The sequence below is a fragment of the Streptomyces sp. PSU-S4-23 genome, assembly GCF_055632315.1.
Window position 1 is genome coordinate 1 of the sequence record NZ_JBVMUU010000002.1, and the last position, 16,087, is coordinate 16,087.

The 16,087-nt window shown below is 65.8% G+C and carries 7 protein-coding genes and 5 pseudogenes; 6 read left to right on the plus strand and 6 right to left on the minus strand.

Annotated elements, in window-relative coordinates; translation table 11 throughout:
- Nucleotides 1-1,083 (minus strand): IS630 family transposase gene (locus ACZ79I_RS00530; protein ID WP_471493049.1). Its coding sequence is split into 2 segments (ribosomal slippage), with 1,084 coding nucleotides annotated over them: nucleotides 1-558 and nucleotides 558-1,083; the frame shifts between segments, so codons are not numbered across the junction. This gene is flagged as partial in the annotation.
- Between the two features lie 872 nt (nucleotides 1,084-1,955).
- Nucleotides 1,956-3,331: pseudogene (locus ACZ79I_RS00535) on the minus strand (IS1380 family transposase).
- A gap of 392 nt (nucleotides 3,332-3,723) precedes the next feature.
- On the opposite strand from ACZ79I_RS00535, the gene ACZ79I_RS00540 reads away from it, so the two are divergent.
- On the plus strand, nucleotides 3,724-5,130 hold the full coding sequence (locus ACZ79I_RS00540; protein WP_471493051.1) for an IS1380 family transposase: 1,407 nt from the start codon (nucleotides 3,724-3,726) through the stop codon (nucleotides 5,128-5,130).
- 2,488 nt (nucleotides 5,131-7,618) lie between these two features.
- Here ACZ79I_RS00540 and ACZ79I_RS00545 read toward each other — a convergent pair.
- From ACZ79I_RS00545 to ACZ79I_RS00555, 3 pseudogenes are all read right to left on the minus strand, one after another.
- A pseudogene (locus ACZ79I_RS00545) lies at nucleotides 7,619-8,374 on the minus strand (IS701 family transposase); the annotation flags it as partial.
- Between the two features lie 106 nt (nucleotides 8,375-8,480).
- A pseudogene (gene ltrA, locus ACZ79I_RS00550) lies at nucleotides 8,481-9,587 on the minus strand (group II intron reverse transcriptase/maturase); the annotation flags it as partial.
- 749 nt (nucleotides 9,588-10,336) lie between these two features.
- Nucleotides 10,337-10,492, minus strand: a pseudogene (locus ACZ79I_RS00555) (transposase); the annotation flags it as partial.
- 99 nt (nucleotides 10,493-10,591) lie between these two features.
- Here ACZ79I_RS00555 and ACZ79I_RS00560 point away from each other — a divergent pair.
- The 5 genes and pseudogenes from ACZ79I_RS00560 (at nucleotide 10,592) to ACZ79I_RS00580 (ending at nucleotide 14,571) form a co-directional block, all read left to right on the plus strand.
- Nucleotides 10,592-10,885: a transposase family protein gene (locus ACZ79I_RS00560; RefSeq protein WP_471493053.1), complete on the plus strand. Its 294-nt coding sequence runs from the start codon at nucleotides 10,592-10,594 to the stop codon at nucleotides 10,883-10,885.
- A gap of 2 nt (nucleotides 10,886-10,887) precedes the next feature.
- Complete coding sequence (locus ACZ79I_RS00565; protein ID WP_471504667.1) at nucleotides 10,888-11,478, plus strand: ISL3 family transposase; 591 nt, start codon at nucleotides 10,888-10,890, stop codon at nucleotides 11,476-11,478.
- Nucleotides 11,479-11,833: 355 nt separating this feature from the next.
- Nucleotides 11,834-13,618 carry a reverse transcriptase/maturase family protein gene (locus ACZ79I_RS00570; RefSeq protein WP_471493055.1) on the plus strand — a complete coding sequence of 595 codons (1,785 nt, stop codon included), beginning with the start codon at nucleotides 11,834-11,836 and terminating at the stop codon, nucleotides 13,616-13,618.
- Nucleotides 13,619-13,847: 229 nt separating this feature from the next.
- Nucleotides 13,848-14,057, plus strand: a pseudogene (locus ACZ79I_RS00575) (transposase); the annotation flags it as partial.
- A gap of 97 nt (nucleotides 14,058-14,154) precedes the next feature.
- Nucleotides 14,155-14,571 (plus strand): hypothetical protein, encoded by a 417-nt coding sequence (locus ACZ79I_RS00580; RefSeq protein ID WP_471493056.1) that lies wholly within the window; start codon nucleotides 14,155-14,157, stop codon nucleotides 14,569-14,571.
- Between the two features lie 440 nt (nucleotides 14,572-15,011).
- Here the strand turns inward: ACZ79I_RS00580 and ACZ79I_RS00585 are convergent, their stop codons facing one another.
- Nucleotides 15,012-16,031, minus strand: a complete 1,020-nt coding sequence (locus ACZ79I_RS00585) for a DUF4331 family protein (protein WP_471493058.1) — start codon at nucleotides 16,029-16,031, stop codon at nucleotides 15,012-15,014.
- Nucleotides 16,032-16,087: the final 56 nt, after the last annotated feature.

Here is a 16,087-nt window from a genome sequence, read left to right on the forward strand (position 1 = left end):
ACTGACATTGTTGCCGTGATGTCGTCAAGGTGAGGCCGGTTTCGGCGAGACATCCGTCGATGAGGTTGCTGCGGTACTGGATCTGGCGGAGACCGTGGCGAAGCGCGCTCATGAGGTGGTCCGGGTTGGTGAATGCGGTGTTGGCCTGGCTGCTGCGTCGCAGCAGTGACCAGATGCCCTCGACGGGGTTGAGGTCGGGTGCATAGGACGGCAGGAAGTAGCAGGTGATCCAATCGTGAGTGTCAATGAACTCCCGCAGCCGATGGTCTTTGTGGACGTTCAGGTTGTCCCACACCAGCACGATCGGTGCGCCAAGCTGCTGGTGGGCGGCGATGAGCAGGTCGCGGTAGTCGGTCCAGGTGAAACTGCGTCTGCCGCCCCGCTTGTGATCGACGTGGCGTTTGGGCCGGTAGACCAGGCGTGAGCGTTCACCCTGCTTGTAGCAGGCCAGGGCGGCGATGGAGAAGCGGCGCTGGGAACGTCCCCGCACCCGGATGACGGGTGTGTGGCCGCGCCGGGCCCAGGTGCGGGCGGTGGGCGGCGTCATCGAGAAGCCGGCCTCGTCTTCGAAGCACAGCCAGGCCCCGAGCGCCGCCACGGACCTTCCACCTGCGGCCAGGTTCCCTTCACCCAGCCGGTGACGGCGTCCTCGTCCCGCTCTACCGCGCGGCGGGCGGGGACCTGATGGCTGAAACCGTGGCGGTGCAGCATCTGCGCGATGGCCGACAGCGTCATGCTCTTGTGGAACCGGCGCCCGATCAGCGTCTTGATCCGCGCGAGCGTCCACGTCTGGTCCGGCCAGCCGTGCGCTACCGGCCCCCTGGCCAGCTCCTGCTCGAGCGCCGCAAACAGTGCCTCACTCAGCTTGGGCTGGGACGCCTGCCCCTTCGACTCCAGGGCCGGTGTTCCGCCGTGCTCCCATGCCTGGTGCCACCGCTGTATCGACCGCACGCTGACACGTAACTGCCTGGCGATAGCTGCATTGTCGTGTTCCAGGGCGAACAACTCGGCCGCCTGCATCCGGATGTGCTCGCGAAACGCCCGTCGCTCCGCGGTCAGCCCGCCCCCTTGCGGATACCTCATGTGACCGGCCTACTGCGACAAGCACAGCTTGTCGACCCCCACGACATCACGCCAGCAAGGTCAGTAACTCACACCACCCGAGTTACACCGTTGGCTGGACAGACCCCTCCCTGGGGCGCCTTTCGGGTCATTGACGGAGGCCAGCCGAGGGCGCGCCGCGACCGTCTCCATGTACTCACTGAAGGGGGCGGTCTACGGTGATCCAATGGATGTTGGGTCGGTGCTGATCGCGGTGACTGGTGTAGCGGGGACGCTCGGGGGCGCGTTGCTCACCCAGCGAGGTGCCGACCGGGCCAAGAGACGCGAGTTGGAGATGACCCAAGCTATCCAAGAGGCCCGCGAGAACCGTGAGCTGCGACGGAGCTGCTACTCGGAACTGCACCGGGATGCACGGCAGTTCGCCACGGCCCTCAGTCGTCACCTGTACGTCATGCGAGACCGTGCGCCCTCGGACGAGGACATTCGGGCGCTGGAAGAAACCAAGGACACCTACCGTAACCGCTGGTCCGAGGCCCTCATGATCGCCCCCGACGCCGTGATTGCTCCGGCTCACGAGGTGAACGAGACGCTGACTCGGGTTCACGGACAGGTCAAACGCCTGGAACAGGGGAATCCGCGGCCAGACGAAACCCTGCGATCAGCCGCTGAAGCGCAACATTCCCTCTGGCTCCTGATAGACGCTATGAGAGAGGCGATGCGTCGTGATCTAGCCTCGATCTTTCTTGATGGGCCGCCGACGGAGTCGGTGGCCCATCTTGTTGCCGATGGCGGCGGCCGGGCAGGCTCGGAGCCCGAGTGTCGTCTCGGGTGGACGCCGGGTTCCACTGCTCCGGGCTGGAGGGTTCTCTCGCGGGGACAGGTGAATCCGCTGGTCAGCCGGGGTGCGGCAGGAGTGCGAGCGGTCGAGGGCTGCGGTGATGTGACCTGCCCAGGGCCAGTGCCGGGCCAGGCGGAGGATCCGGCGACGGCCGGTGGTCACGAGCTGCCCGGCCGTGGTGAACAGGCGGAGCCGCAGACGGCGGGGTTCCCAGAGCCTGGCCTTGCCGGTCAGTGCGAGCATCGGCATCCAGGCCAGCAGGTCGAGAGCGATCTGTACGATCTCCAGCCAGATCCGGTTCTGGGCCGTGCGGTGCAGGGGCAGGTTCCGCAGCCCGGTGGCCCGGGCAGCGCGGATGCGGTCCTCGGCCCGGGCCCGCAACCGGTGACGGAGCTCGAGCTCGGCGATCGGCCGACCGTCGGTGTTGGTGGCGAAACAGGTCAGCCGCATGCCGTCCGCATCCGTCAGCCGCAGCTGGGCTCCGGGGTGGGGGCGTTCCTTCCTGACGATCAACCGCATGCCCTTGGGCCAGCCGGCCAGGACGTCGCCGGTGAGTTCGGCGACCCAGGCCCCGTCACGGATCTCGCCGTCCGCCTCGACGGCCGCCGTCCAGGCCGATGCCGGAACCTTCAGCACATGCTGGTGGATCGCCTCGGTGATCACCATGCCGACCGAGTAGGACAGCCACCGTCCCCGCCGGGCGAGCCAGGCGACGAAGTCGTGGGTGCCGCCCGCGGAGTCGGTGCGGATCAGGGTCCGGCGCCCGCGCCGGTACTCCTTCGGCAGCTGCGCCAGGGCCAGACGGGCGGCGGTGATGTGGTCGGCCGCCGTGTTCGATCCCGCGTTGCCCGGCCTGAGCAGGGCCGCGACGGGTTCCCCGGTGCCGCCCGGTCCGTGGTCGACGAACCCCATCAGCGGATGATGTCCGTAGGTCCGCTTCCACGTCGGGGCCGCGTCCTCCTTGTCCGAGTGCGCGATCACCAGCACCCCGTCCAGATCGACGGTCACCGACATGCCCGCATCAGGCGCGTCCCGGCCGGCCAACCGCCAGACCTGTCGGCGGACTTCGGCCCGCGCGGCACGGATCGCTGCCAGTGCCTTCTCCCCGGAGGCGGCGAGGGTGTCGATGAGGCGGGAGACCGTCGGGTCGGAGGCCACCGGTCCGAACACGGCCGGCTCGGACCGCAGCATGCCGACATCCGCGAGGCAGTCCCCGCCCAGCGCGACCGCCAGGGCCACGTCCAGCAGGATCTTGCCCGGATCGTGCACCGCCCGAGCCTTCCGCCACGGCATCAGCGCCGCCGATATCGCGGTGTCCAAGCCGACCCTGCGGACGGTCTCGACCAGCAGAACGCCCCCGGCCTGCGAGACCACCGCCCGGCCGCCGCCCTCGATGCGGACACGCGGATACGACCCGATACGCTTCTTCACCTGGAGAGTGCTTCTTCCCGTGCAGCCAACAGGACCCTAGACAAGTCCCATCGTTGCAGGTCAGGAGCACTCTCTGCTTATTTGATCAAGCCTCGGACACCCCACCTCGTGAAAGCGTGAGGCTAGGTGTCACTGCGGAGACTTCCGACTTGCCTCAGTTCACCTCCTCCAGCGACCCCACCGCCTTGATCCGGGACTTCAGGGGACGGAGCGATGGCCCCAGCTCATGAGGGGCGTCCCGCATCTTGATCACAACTCCGAACAGGCCCTAGCCTGGCCGTTTCGCTTGAGCGGCGTCCGAATCTTGGGCGGAAACACGAAAGTGCCTTCTGACCTGGGACGATAGGGCTTGTCTAAGGCTTCTGTCGTTCCAGCAGGAAGGCACTTTCTGCGTGCACACTACCGCCTCACGCCCCAAGCTCGTCGTCTCGGCCGACGGCCACGGGGTGATCAGCCACGCAGGATCTCGGCTGCTGGCCGATCTCGCCGACGCCACCGGCCTGACCGCCGCCTTCACCAACGCGCTGCGCCATCTGCGACCACGTGGCACCGGGCACGCCCCCGGACGGATCGCCGTGGACATGGCCGTGATGCTCGCCGACGGCGGCGAAGCAATCCGTGACCTCTCCGTCCTGCGCGACCAGCCTGCGGTGTTCGGCCCGGTCGCCTCCACACCGACCGCATGGCGGCTGCTGGCCGGCATCGATCCCACGACGCTGTCCGCACTGCGCGCAGCCAGAGCCACAGCCCGGGAAGTCGCATGGCTGCAAGCTGCCGAGACCCGGGCGGGGATACCGTCTGCCCGCGCCGCCGGCCGCGACCTCGCGGGTCTGGTCCTGGACATCGACGCCACCCTGGTCACCTGCCATTCCGAGAAGGAGCAGGCGGCAGCCACCTACAAGCACGGCTTCGGATTCCACCCGCTGCTGTGCTTCCTGGACAACACCGGCGAAGCCCTCGCCGGACTACTACGGCCCGGCAACGCCGGAGCCAACAGCGCAGCCGACCACATCACCATCCTGGACCAGGCCCTCGCCCAGATCCCCGATGCCCATCGCCACGGCACCGACATCCTCGTCCGCACCGACACCGCCGGAGGCGCCAAAGCCTTCCTGCACCACATCCGCTCCAAGCGCGCACGCGGCATCCGCACGTTCTTCTCGGTCGGACACCCCATCACCAAACCGGTCCGCCGCGCGATCCGGGCCCTGCCCGGCCAGGTCTGGCACCCCGCACTCGAGCAGGACGGGAGCTTGCGGACCGGAGCCGAAGTCGCCGAACTGACCGGCATGATCGACCTGGCCGGCTACCCGGACGGCACCCGGATCATCGTCCGCCGCGAGCGCCCGCACCCCGGCGCCCAACTGTCCCTGTTCGACCTCGACGAAGGCATGCGCCACCAGGTCTACCTCACCGACACCCCCCACTCCCGCGGCGGAACAGCCCAGTACCTGGAAGCCCGCCACCGCGCGCACGCCCGCGTCGAAGACCGCATCCGCAACGGCAAGAACACCGGCTTCGGCCGCTTCCCGTCCCGCCACTTCACCATCAACGCCACCTGGCTCGAACTCGCACTCGCCGCCACCGACCTGCTCGCCTGGACTCGCACCCTGCTACTGGAAGGTGAACTGGCCACCGCCGAGCCGAAGAAGCTCCGTTACCGGATCCTGCACGCAGCTGCCCGTATCACCCGCGGCGGACGGCGCCTGCGTCTGCGGATCGCCACCACCTGGCCCTGGCGACATGAGCTGACCCGCGCTTTCGACTGCTTGGCCGCCCTGCCCCGACCAGCCACCTGACCACCGTCACCGTCCCTGACCACCCACGACCCCAGGAACCCGGAGAACCCGGCCGAGCGCCGGGCCATCGCCATGTCCACCGCAGACCAGTAGCCAAAATTGCCGGTCACGCCGGGATCGACCCATCGCAGCCACCCAAAGCGAAACAGGGAGGCTAGGCACAAGCGGAACCGGGTCCCCACCAACCTGTTCCAGCACACACCCAAGAACATCGCCAATCCACTCCCCGACTACCAGCAGCAAAATCGCTCCAGCCAGCACCACACACACGGTGAGAACGAACACGACAGCCAGGCAGTGACACCCCCCACATCGATCACGCGGAGTCCAGCACCTCGACCACCCACTCCAGCAGGCCCGGGAACACCCCTCGCCCGACCCGCGGATCCTCACACAGCTAGTCAAAGGCAGACAGGACCAGAGATGACACGCCGGCAGACACAGTCCTCCACTTGGGTCACGGGGCGTAGAGAACTCCATGATCTTGGAAGCCGTGCCTGTCACGTTCCGAGAGCACTGCCGCTGAGCTGGCAGTGCGCCACGAACCGGGCGTCATGCGACTACGCCGAAGCCCTGCACGGTAGGCGCGATGCGTTCTCGTGTCGTGAGAAGGCGGTGGCGGATGGCTGATCAGGGATCCGCCCTGCAGCGTTTGCGAGCGGTAGGCGCCTGGATTACGGTACATGAGTCGATAGTCAAGCGCGGCCCTGAGGGCATAGTGAGCAGCCTGCGTGCACGCCAGCGGGACCTCTCGTTATCGATACCACTTCTCGGACCATGTCAGTTGCAACGCTTACCGCGCGACTATCTCGACTCCTTCACCGGAAGGCAGGAATGGTCTGTGCGGCCTCCACCGCAGCCCCGGAGTGGAGCGGGCACCCACCCAGTCGCATCTCGTTCGTGCAGACGTGGAAACCCCGTCGAGTTCCGACCTCTGCGGATGGCTGGTAAGCCAACCACGAGGAAAGCCCAACTCCTCGGCGAGAACGGCAAGAGCCGAGAAGTCAATGCCGGCGAGTCGCTTGCACGGTTCCAAGGGAGCAGGGGCGTAGTAACGCGTCCCCGCTACCCGACCGGAGGGTGCGTTCCCTACCGCCACACCCGACCGGGCGACCCGACTACCGCCGCTTCCGTCCTGACCCACGGGCTCAACGGTCCCCAGCCATGCGGGATCAGACCGGACGCCAGGAGCTCTCACGAGAGTTCCGGAGCCCGCTGTTCCAAGGAGGCAAGCATGCCCCGTTTCGCGGAAGGTACTACACCCATATTCCTGCCCTCAAAACACACCGGATTGCCCAGGGAAATCATGCGATCCGAATTGGACTCTGGATTCACTGGGGTCTACACCGAATTGCACGGCCTTCACTACACCATTCATCTGACCAAAGATGCGGTCAGCTGGATTTCAACCATGGAGGCTTTCTTCAAGCAAGTGCTCCAGTATTCCATGGAGGTAATCGAGGAGCTCGCGCCACTCTTCGAGGCGGTCTCCGCATATATTCAAGCGGAAGCGGAGTCGATTAAAGCGGTATCGCGCGACGTTTCAGACGGCCAGGTCAAGCTGGACGGGTACATTCCCGCGCCATCCGTGGTTCCATCACCTGACCCGGGCTTCTCACCCCCAGGGTCATGGAACCCTCCCGACCCTGTGAATGAACTGAGGTTCTGGAACGTAAACTCAATCATAGAATACCGGAATCACTGGAGCTTCACCGCCAACAACTCCAATCCCAACGTCAGTCCACCCGTTCAGTCGATATTCTTTTCCACGAAATACGAGGGAAACAGTTTCATCACAACTCCGGTTGACTTCAGGTCTCAAAATGGATTTCCCGCCCTCCAGAGCCTTACGCAGTTTAACGGCGGAGTGGACACGACTGCCTGGAACGCTGCCGTCGCCATGTGGTTCCTATTCAAAGGCCAAAATACTGTGGCAACGAACGAGGCCGGAACCAGTATTACGTGGGGGCCGACTACAATCGATTCCTTCCCGGGTCTCGCAAAAGTGCGCAGTGGGGCCTACAGTCAAGCGGACAAGGAAACCTGGGCCAATGGAATCGATTGCGCCACCATCGACCACGACGGTTATTACTACTTCACTGCAGGGAACCGGTTCGTGCAACTGGATCCATCTGGCAATATCTATCAAGGCCCCTGGGATCTCGACTATTGCTGGCCGGGACTCAGTGCAGAGGACCTTGCCAGTATCGGCCTTGAGGACACGAACCTGAAGGCATTCGCCTGGTCCAGGTGCGGCAATAGGCTTAAGCATTTCTTTCTCTATGAGAAGACCCTCCTCACCTGGTATCAAGACGATCCCAACCACCTGTGGTACGGGTACGTTGCGTGCCAATCCGACACCACGCACTGGGATTACAGCTGGAACGCCATGCACAACTACCTGAACGGCCCATGGCCCTGGCCTAGCTGCGACTGATCCAGAAGTTCCGGAATGGCATCGGCGAGCGCGTTGGTGACGGCTAGTACTCCACCAGCCGACGTAGCGGCGGACCTCGTACTCGTCGAGGCCGCACTCGTTCTTCGCAGCCTGGAAGCACTCCTCGATGGCCCGGCGTGAGCCGGCAACACGGGCCAATTCGTCGATCTCAACCCCGACCGGTGCGTAGGCCAGGTAGTAGGCGAGTTCGTTGGGATCGGACAGGCTGCGGCGGGCCATCACCCAGCGGTGATGGGTCGGCGGATCGGGGTCGAAGACGATGTTGGCGGGCAGCTTGGCCGCCGCCCGGTCGTAGACGCGCGGCCCCTTGGCGCCATCGCCGCAGGAGAGGGTCTGCCAGGCGTCACCGGGGGCGTCGTTGATGAGCTGGTCGATGCGCCAGAAGCCGGCCAGGGACTTGATCTGCTGGGACTTCGGCACGGCCACGACATAGCCGATGTCGTGCTGTTCGAGCAGGTAGCGGAAGGACCAGTCCTGCCCGTAAGCCTCGTCGGCGGTGACCCAGGAGGCCGGAAGAGCACCTGCCAGGCAGCGACGCACCAGTGCCTTGGCCGGCTCGCCTTTGGTGGCGAACGCCCGGTCGTCGGGGATCTTCGCCGCCCGGCACCGCTCGCGGTCCTTCGTCCAGCACTTGGGCAGGTAGAGCTCACGGTCGACCAGGGCTCGGCCGCGGGCGGTGGCGTAAGCGGCGAACACCCCGATCTGGCAGTTGTCGATCTTTCCCGAGGTGCCGGTGTACTGCCTGGACACCCCGGCCGAGGTGGTGCCCTTCTTGATGAGTTGGGTCGGGGACGGGACGCCGTGCACCGTTTCGGGTGTCGGTTTTCCCGTCCCCGCCCGCCGAACCGGACGTGCCGTTGGCCGAGCATCCGGCTCTCCACATGATCCAGAGGATCATCCTCCACCACGCGTAGTGGCCGAGATAGGAGAACGTCCTCTTCAATGCGCCGTAGCGGAAGTAGGCCGCCCAGCCCCGCAGGACCGGGTTGACCGTCCGCAGCACCGCCTCCAACGAGAGCAGGGTCGTGCCCCGCTCCGTCAGCTTCTTGATCTTGTGCATCACCGATGCCAACGCCTGCTTGGACGGGATGGTGAGCACGACATGGCGACCGTCGCCCCGGGTCTTCGCCTGGATGTGGAAGCCGAGGAAGACGAAGCCGTCGTCTATGTGGGTGATGTGGGTCTTCTCCTCCGAGAGGGTCATCTTCAGCCTGTCGGCCAGCAACATGCCGATCTCCGTCTTGATCGCTTCCGCGTCCTCCCTCGTGCCGTGCACGAGCACGACGAAGTCATCCGCGTAACGGACCAGCCGGAAGTTCGACAGTCCTCGTCGGCGTCGGTGTTGCCGACGCCAGGCCGGGGACATCTCCTCGTCCCAGGTCCGGGCGAAGTGCCGGTCCAGGACGGAGAGGTAGATGTTGGCCAGCAGCGGGGAGGCGACCCCGCCCTGCGGAGTCCCGGTGAGGGTCTCCGCGAGTCCACCGTGCAGTTCGACAACCCCGGCCCGCAGAAACGTGCTGACCAGCCGCAGGACCTTGCGGTCCTTGACGCGTTCGGCCACCAGGTCCATCAGGACGTGGTGATCGACGTTGTCGAAGCAGGCCTTGATGTCGCCCTCGACGACCCATTCGTAGTTCGACGGCCTGCTGGTGAGGTGGTGGATCTCGGCGATGGCATCCTGGGCCCGACGGCCGGGCCGATACCCGTAACTGGACGGGTAGAAGTCGGCCTCGAAGATCGGTTCCAGGACCAGCTTGAGCGCCATCTGCGCGACCCGGTCCCGCAGAGTCGGGATTCCCAGGTAACGGACCTTGCCGTTCTTCTTGGGGATCACCGCCTGCTTGACCGGCAGTGCTTGGAACGTCCCGTCCTTGAGTGAGGAGCGGAGCTCCTCCAGGAACGGGATCACCCCCAGGCGTTCCTCGACGTGGTAGCGGGTGACCGCGTCCACGCCCGCTGTCCTGGCACCCCGGTTGCCGGACACCCGCTCCCAGGCCACCAACAGCGTGGCCCGGTCGCAGATCAAGTTGAATACGTCAGCGAACCGGCGGTTCGGATCGCTCCTTGCCCATCGGTGCAGCTTGAGCTGATGATCGAGTACCCGCCGCTCGGCCGCGAAGATGCTCGGCCACGTCTGCGGCGGCGCGTCGTTGTTCAACAACGTCCCTCCCCGACAGCATCTCTGCTGCCATCATGCTGTCGCCCTTCCCCATGCGGACGGCTTTCCCGTCCTCGGAGTACTACGGCGACTCCGCCACGACCCGGCCCCATCGGCGAGCGTCGCGCCTGCCCGCCGCCCGGTCGGCTGCCGGGCGGGGAGGGCGATGCCAGGTCGCTTCCCACGTTCACTGAGGATCTCTGCGACGGCTTCGGTGCCCAGCTTTACCCCGACGGCATCGCCACGGACCGCACATCGCAGTCTTGGTCCGGGCCTCCCGCCGCCCACAGGCTCAAGGCGACGAGAGAGGAGAGGCCACCGGATAGAGCACTCTCCAGCGCCGCAGCGCGGCCCATCCACCAGGTTCGGCAGGCCGCTGACGACTCACGGGGCTTCAAACGCTGGTTCAGTTTCCTTACACCCATTCCGTCTTCGCTTGCGGGCACGGACCGTCTGGTGGTCTCGGTCCGCCCCTACGTTGTCGAGACTGCTTCCGGCCTCGCCCCCGACCTGGGGTCTAGCCTGTCTCCAGCTTCAACCGGTCACTGCGATGACCAGCGATGGGCTCCCCCTCCCACTCGACCCTCAGCGCCTCGTGGCACACAGCCGGTGTCATCCACGATCAGTACCCCGCCCGGGCCGAGCCGTTCAGCGACGTGATCGCGCACGTCGTCCCGCACTGCATCCGCGTCCCAGCGGGCACCGTTCAGCAGGTGCTGCAGACCCGCCGGATCCCGGTGGCCTGCATAGGGACTGTACGGTCACTGGGTCTTCCAAGATTTTCGTAGCCGTTGATCGGGTCAACTGGCCTGTGATGTCGGCTGGTTGGCGGCGTCATCCTGGTGGTGTGTGCGATACGGCTGGAAGACCTGTTACCGCAGCTGGCCGCGGCACGGGTCGATCGTGTGGAGGCCAGCGGTGATCTGCTGCGAATCGCGGCCCGGACCCGGGACGATGCCGCAGCTGTCTTTCCGGGGTGCGGGACGGAGTCGGACTGGGCGCACTCCCGGTACGTGCGGCATGTCGCGGACGAGGCGGTGGGTGGTCGGGCCGTCGTCATCGACCTGTCGGTGCGCCGCCTGTACTGCGAGAACTCCGATTGTCCCAAGACCACCTTCGCCGAGCAGGTACCGGGTTGACGGTGCGTTACCAGCGGCGCACCCCGGCCCTGCAGCACGTGGTGAACGCTGTGGCCGTGGCGCTGGCGGGATCGGCCGGGGCCCGACTGCTGGCCGTGCTGCACTGCGCGCTGTCCTGGGCAACCGTCCTGAACTGCCTGATGCGCATCCCCGTGCCGTCGGCGGCAGTCCCGCGCGTGCTGGGCATCGACGAGTTCGCCCTGCGCCGGGGACACCGTTACGCCTTGATCATCATCGACGCCGCCACGGGCGCACGTGTCGACGTGCTCGCGGACCGCGCGAAGCAGCCGGTCGCCACCTGGCTGCGCAAGCATTCGGGATTCGAGGTGGTGTGCCGGGACGGGGCGGGCAGCTTCGCCCAGGCCATCACCGACGCGGCACCCCATGTCGTACAGGTCGCGGACCGCTGGCAGTGCGCCATGCGGCGCCTTGTCGTATCCCCGGTTCAGCCGGGAGGAATTTGGAGGGAGGTTCTTGGGTCTGATGGCTTACCCAATCCGGAAACGGTGATGGGGACCAGAGCATGCCAGGAAATCGATGACCGGACTCAGGTATCGGAGACGGGGCATCGAGGGACCCGCGTGACACGGTGAAAGCTGAACTGCCTGAACCCAAATTCCCAGAAGACTGAAGGTCGAGTCCGTCGGAAAGATACCTGAAACCGACGCCGCGCCCTGCGATGGCTTTATGCCATGGCCGACGCAACCTCCGGAGTGTGGAGCGATGCCCAGCGAGGGCATTCAAGGGAATGAGTTGGGCACCTACATCACGCTAGGACGTACGACAAGGACGAACATGGGATCGCCTACGGGAGGAGATCTTCCTATGGTGACGGAGGCCCCGTAGTAGTCGCCGGAGTCACGACCGGCCAAGGAGGACGGGAAAGCCGTCCGCATCGGGCGAAGGGGGCCAGGTGATCGGACACTCTAGAGCTGAGAGGTATGCGAAATGCAGAGCGCCAAAACGGTGCTGGGTGTCCTCCGTGAACGCGGCAGGCGTGGCCTGCCGTGCAATGAACTGTATCGACAGCTCTTCAATCCGCAGTTGTATCTGCTGGCTTACGGGCGTTTATACTCCAACAAGGGAGCGATGACGCCCGGGGTCACCGGGGAGACCGCGGACGGCATGTCGCTGGGCAAGATCGGGCACGTCATCGACGTACTGCGCCACGAGCGGTACCGGTGGAGCCCAGCTCGCAGGGTCTACATCCCGAAGGCGCGGTCCAGCACGAAGTTGCGGCCGCTCGGCCTGCCGCCCTGGAGTGACAAGCTCGTCGGCGAGGTGATCCGTCTGCTCCTTGAGGCGTATTTCGAGCCGACGTTCTCCGGCTCCTCTCACGGTTTCCGTCCCCGCCGGGGCTGCCACACGGCCTTACGCGACGTGGCCAACACCTGGACGGGGACAGTCTGGTTCGTCGAGGGAGACATCGCCCAGTGTTTCGACCAGCTAGACCACTCGGTCATGCTCCGGATCCTGGGCGAGAAAATCCACGACAACCGATTTCTTCGGCTCGTGCGCAACATGCTCAAGGCCGGATACATGGAGGACTGGGTCTGGAACGCCACGCACAGCGGGAGCCCGCAAGGCGGCATTGTTTCACCGATCTTGTCCAATATCTACCTGCATAAGTTGGACGAGTACGTCGAGACAGTTCTGATCCCGAAATACACCCGGGGCAGGATCAGGAAGCCGAACCGCGCCTTCTTCAGGGTGTGGGCGGCGATGCAACGCGCCCGCAAGCGCGGCGACCGCACTCAGTTTCGGGAGCTGCGCAAGCAACTCCGCAGCATTCCCAGCATGGATACTCAGGATCCCGGCTACCGAAGGCTGCGGTATGTGCGCTATTGCGATGACACCCTGCTCGGGTTCGCCGGGCCGAAGGCAGAGGCCGAGGAAATCAAGAGGCGTCTGGCACGATTCCTACGTGACGAACTCAGGTTGGAACTATCGCCGGAGAAAACCCTCATCACACACGCCCGCACCGAGGCGGCGAGGTTTCTTGGCTACGACATCACCGTGCATCACAACGACCGCAAGATCACCGGCGGAAAACGTTCCGTCAATGGGGTCATCAGATTGCGTGTCCCTCGTTCGGTGGTAACTGCCAAGCAGGCCCAGTACATGCAGCGCGGCAAACCCGCGCGACGGCCCGAACTGCTGAACCAGGACGACCACGTCATCATCAGCACCTACGGGTCCGAGTACCGCGGCATCGTCCAGTACTACCTGCTGGCCGGCGACGTCTTCCGACTCGCCCGGCTGCAATGGGTCATGGAGACCTCGATGCTGATGACGCTCGCCAACAAGCACCGCTCGACGGTGTCGATGATGGCCCGCACCTACGCGGCCACCATCGAGACACCGCACGGGCAACGCAAGTGCTTCGAGGCCCGCGTCGAACGCACCGGCAGGAAGCCACTGGTCGGACGGTTCGGCGGGATCCCGCTGCGACGAGACAAGAAGACGGTCATCAACGACCGTCGGCTGGCCCCGGTCAACACCAAACGCAAGGAGCTGGTCACCCGACTCCTCGCCGGACGGTGTGAGGCATGCGGGCGGATCGACGAGATGGAAGTCCACCACGTTGCCAAGCTCGCCGACCTCGGACGACCAGGAAACCGGCCGCCGTGGGCAGACCTCATGGCCGCACGACACCGCAAAACCCTTGTGGTCTGCGAAAGCTGTCACGCGGACATCCACGGCAGCAAACCCGTCCCAGCACTCACGGAGTAGTCACTGGAGAGCGACGTGCGGTGACAAGTCGCATGCGTCGTTCGGGCTGGGGGCCGTGGGAAAAGGACCTACTCAGCAGGCACCTCGCCGACGGCCCACCAGTACCCTGTGGCACCTGCTCGGCGAGGCGGCACACAGGGAAGTCCTGGCGCACAGCGCCTGCTGGCCGCCCCTGGGACCACCGATCCGCGAGGGCAGACGCGCGCAGAGCACCCGCGAGCGCTGGCAGCAGGTCCTCTCCCCCGCACCAGGCGATCCCGGGAGGCTGAACGCCTGGATCGCCCGGACCCGCGCGGCCGACCTGCCTTTCCTGCACTCCTTCGCCATCGGCCTGGAACGCGACCGGGCCGCCGTCGACGCCGCCCTCACCCTGCCCTGGCACAACGGACGCACCGAGGGCGTCAACCACAAGATCAAACTGCTCAAGCGCCAGACCTAGTCAGGGGTCTCAGCCGCGCCGACCCCCACATGCGCTGCGCCACGGCTACACGGTAACTTCGTGCCATGGGGATACGCAGACGGGGGAAGGGGTCTCCTTGATCGACGGAACTGATGAGAGCGGCCGACGAGACCCCGAGCCGCGACCGGACCTGGTGCGGCGCGCGGCGCCGTTTCTGCCCGCTGGCAGCGAGATCCGGCAGGTGTTCATCTGCCAGAGTGCGCCACACTTCTTGCACTTCGTCGTCACCTATCTCACCGGACTGACGATGTTCGTGAACAAGTACCGTTGCGTGGCGGTCACCCAAGACGCCATCTACGTGCTGGACAGCAGCAAGCTGTCAGGCGGCGCCAGCCCACGGCGCCTCGCGGGCACGATGCCACGGCAGACCCGGCTCGGTCCGGTCTCCGGCCGGTGGGCGCAGGTGAGCATCCTTGGCGAGCGTCACTGGGTCCATAAGCGCTTCCACGACCAGATCGCTGCTGCGGACCGGGAGACCGGCCTTGCTCAATGACCGTCAGGGCCACGGCGAAGAGCTGCGGGTACGGGACGCCACCGGCCGCGGTCCACGGGATCGGCGTCAAGGGCTACTTCATCCTCGGCTACCCGGGCGAGGAGCGCGAAGACCTCGACGCCACGGTGCAGCACATCCGGAACCTGTGGGAGATCGCCGACCGCAGCGCCGCCGGCTCGTGGCCCCGGCCATCCAGTCGTCGATGTACTCCTGGGCGAGGTCGGCAAGGCCAGTCCGCGTTGTCCGTCCATGCCAGGAAGTCCGGGGCGACGTTGACGCGGACGCCGCAGGTCGCGGTCAGCGGAGGCGGAGTGGCGGCGCTGGGCGGCCCGTTGACGGGCTCGTCGCAGTCGCAACCAGTGCAGGGAAGGGGGCGGGCGAAGGTGGCATGCGCGGCCCGCTTGTCCGCGAGTTCGTGCTCCAGCCGGCCGGGGGGCCTGTCAGGAGGCGGTTGCCGGGTGCGGGTCGCCGAGGTACGGGAACCGGTCCAGGATGTCGGTGTGCGGGGTCAGGTTGGTGGGAGGCGCCTCGTTCTTGGTGAGGAACGCGACGCGGATGTCGATGACGTCCTCCGTGAACATCCGGCCGTTGGGATAGACGGCCGGCTTGGAGGGGTCGAAATGGAGCACGTCCGGCAGGATGCCGTGCTCGTCGAGTGCGGTGAGCGCCTCCTCGCGCGTGTAGCCGCCGGTGTGGCCCAGTAGGTGGACGAACTGGTCTGTCCACCTGGCCCGGTCATTGACCGGCTCACCGGCGTTGTACTCCTCCTTGGTGTCGTCGGTGTTGAAGAAACTGCTGACCGAGGGGTGCCCGGCCCGGTCTGCGTGGACGAGTTCGCCGTCGCGTAGGACGCTGCACCGGCCCCAGATGTGCAGCTCGGGATTGGGGGCCAGCTCCGCGGTGGGCAGTTCGATGGCCATGGAGAAGACGTTTGCTGTGGTGTTGGAGTCGACGCCGGTCCACGGTGACCGGCCGCCCAGATGCGGCGCGGTGAAATTTCGCTTGCCGCTGGTGTCGAACAGATTCTTGATGCCGTCGAAGTCGAAGAAGAAGGCGTCACTGCGGCTGCCGGCGGCCACCTTGTAGTCGCCGCTGCCGACCACGTTGGACTGGGGGCCGAAGGAGACGGCGGCGTCCGACACGATCTTGGTACCGACCGCTTCGGGCTTGCGGGACTCCGTACCGGTCGCCATGAAGACGCTGTAGGTCTGCGAGCCGTCGGCTGCCGCCGGGCTGAAGACCCAGCTGAAGGCGATGTCGGTCAGGTAGTCGCGGTCGTTGTCGATGTTCAGCCGGTATACGGCGTCGGGGTGGAGCGCGTCAGCGTTGGGATTGGCGTTGAGGATGAGAACGGTCCTGCTCGAATCGCCGGGTGCTTGGAAGGCGTACAGGTCACACAGATCGAGCCGCTGGTCGCCGAGTGGTGGCCCGAGGCTGAGGCCGGTGAAGTGGTTGGACATGTCAGGCCCTTCCTCTCTCACACCATGAAACCGCCAGAGCACACGAACGGCCGTTC

Bases quoted from the DNA above. Each gene is read 5' to 3' on its own strand.
- ACZ79I_RS00585 (WP_471493058.1), bottom strand. From the start codon at position 16,031: ATGTCCAACCACTTCACCGGCCTCAGCCTCGGGCCACCACTCGGCGAC.
- ACZ79I_RS00570 (WP_471493055.1), top strand. From the start codon at position 11,834: ATGCAGAGCGCCAAAACGGTGCTGGGTGTCCTCCGTGAACGCGGCAGG.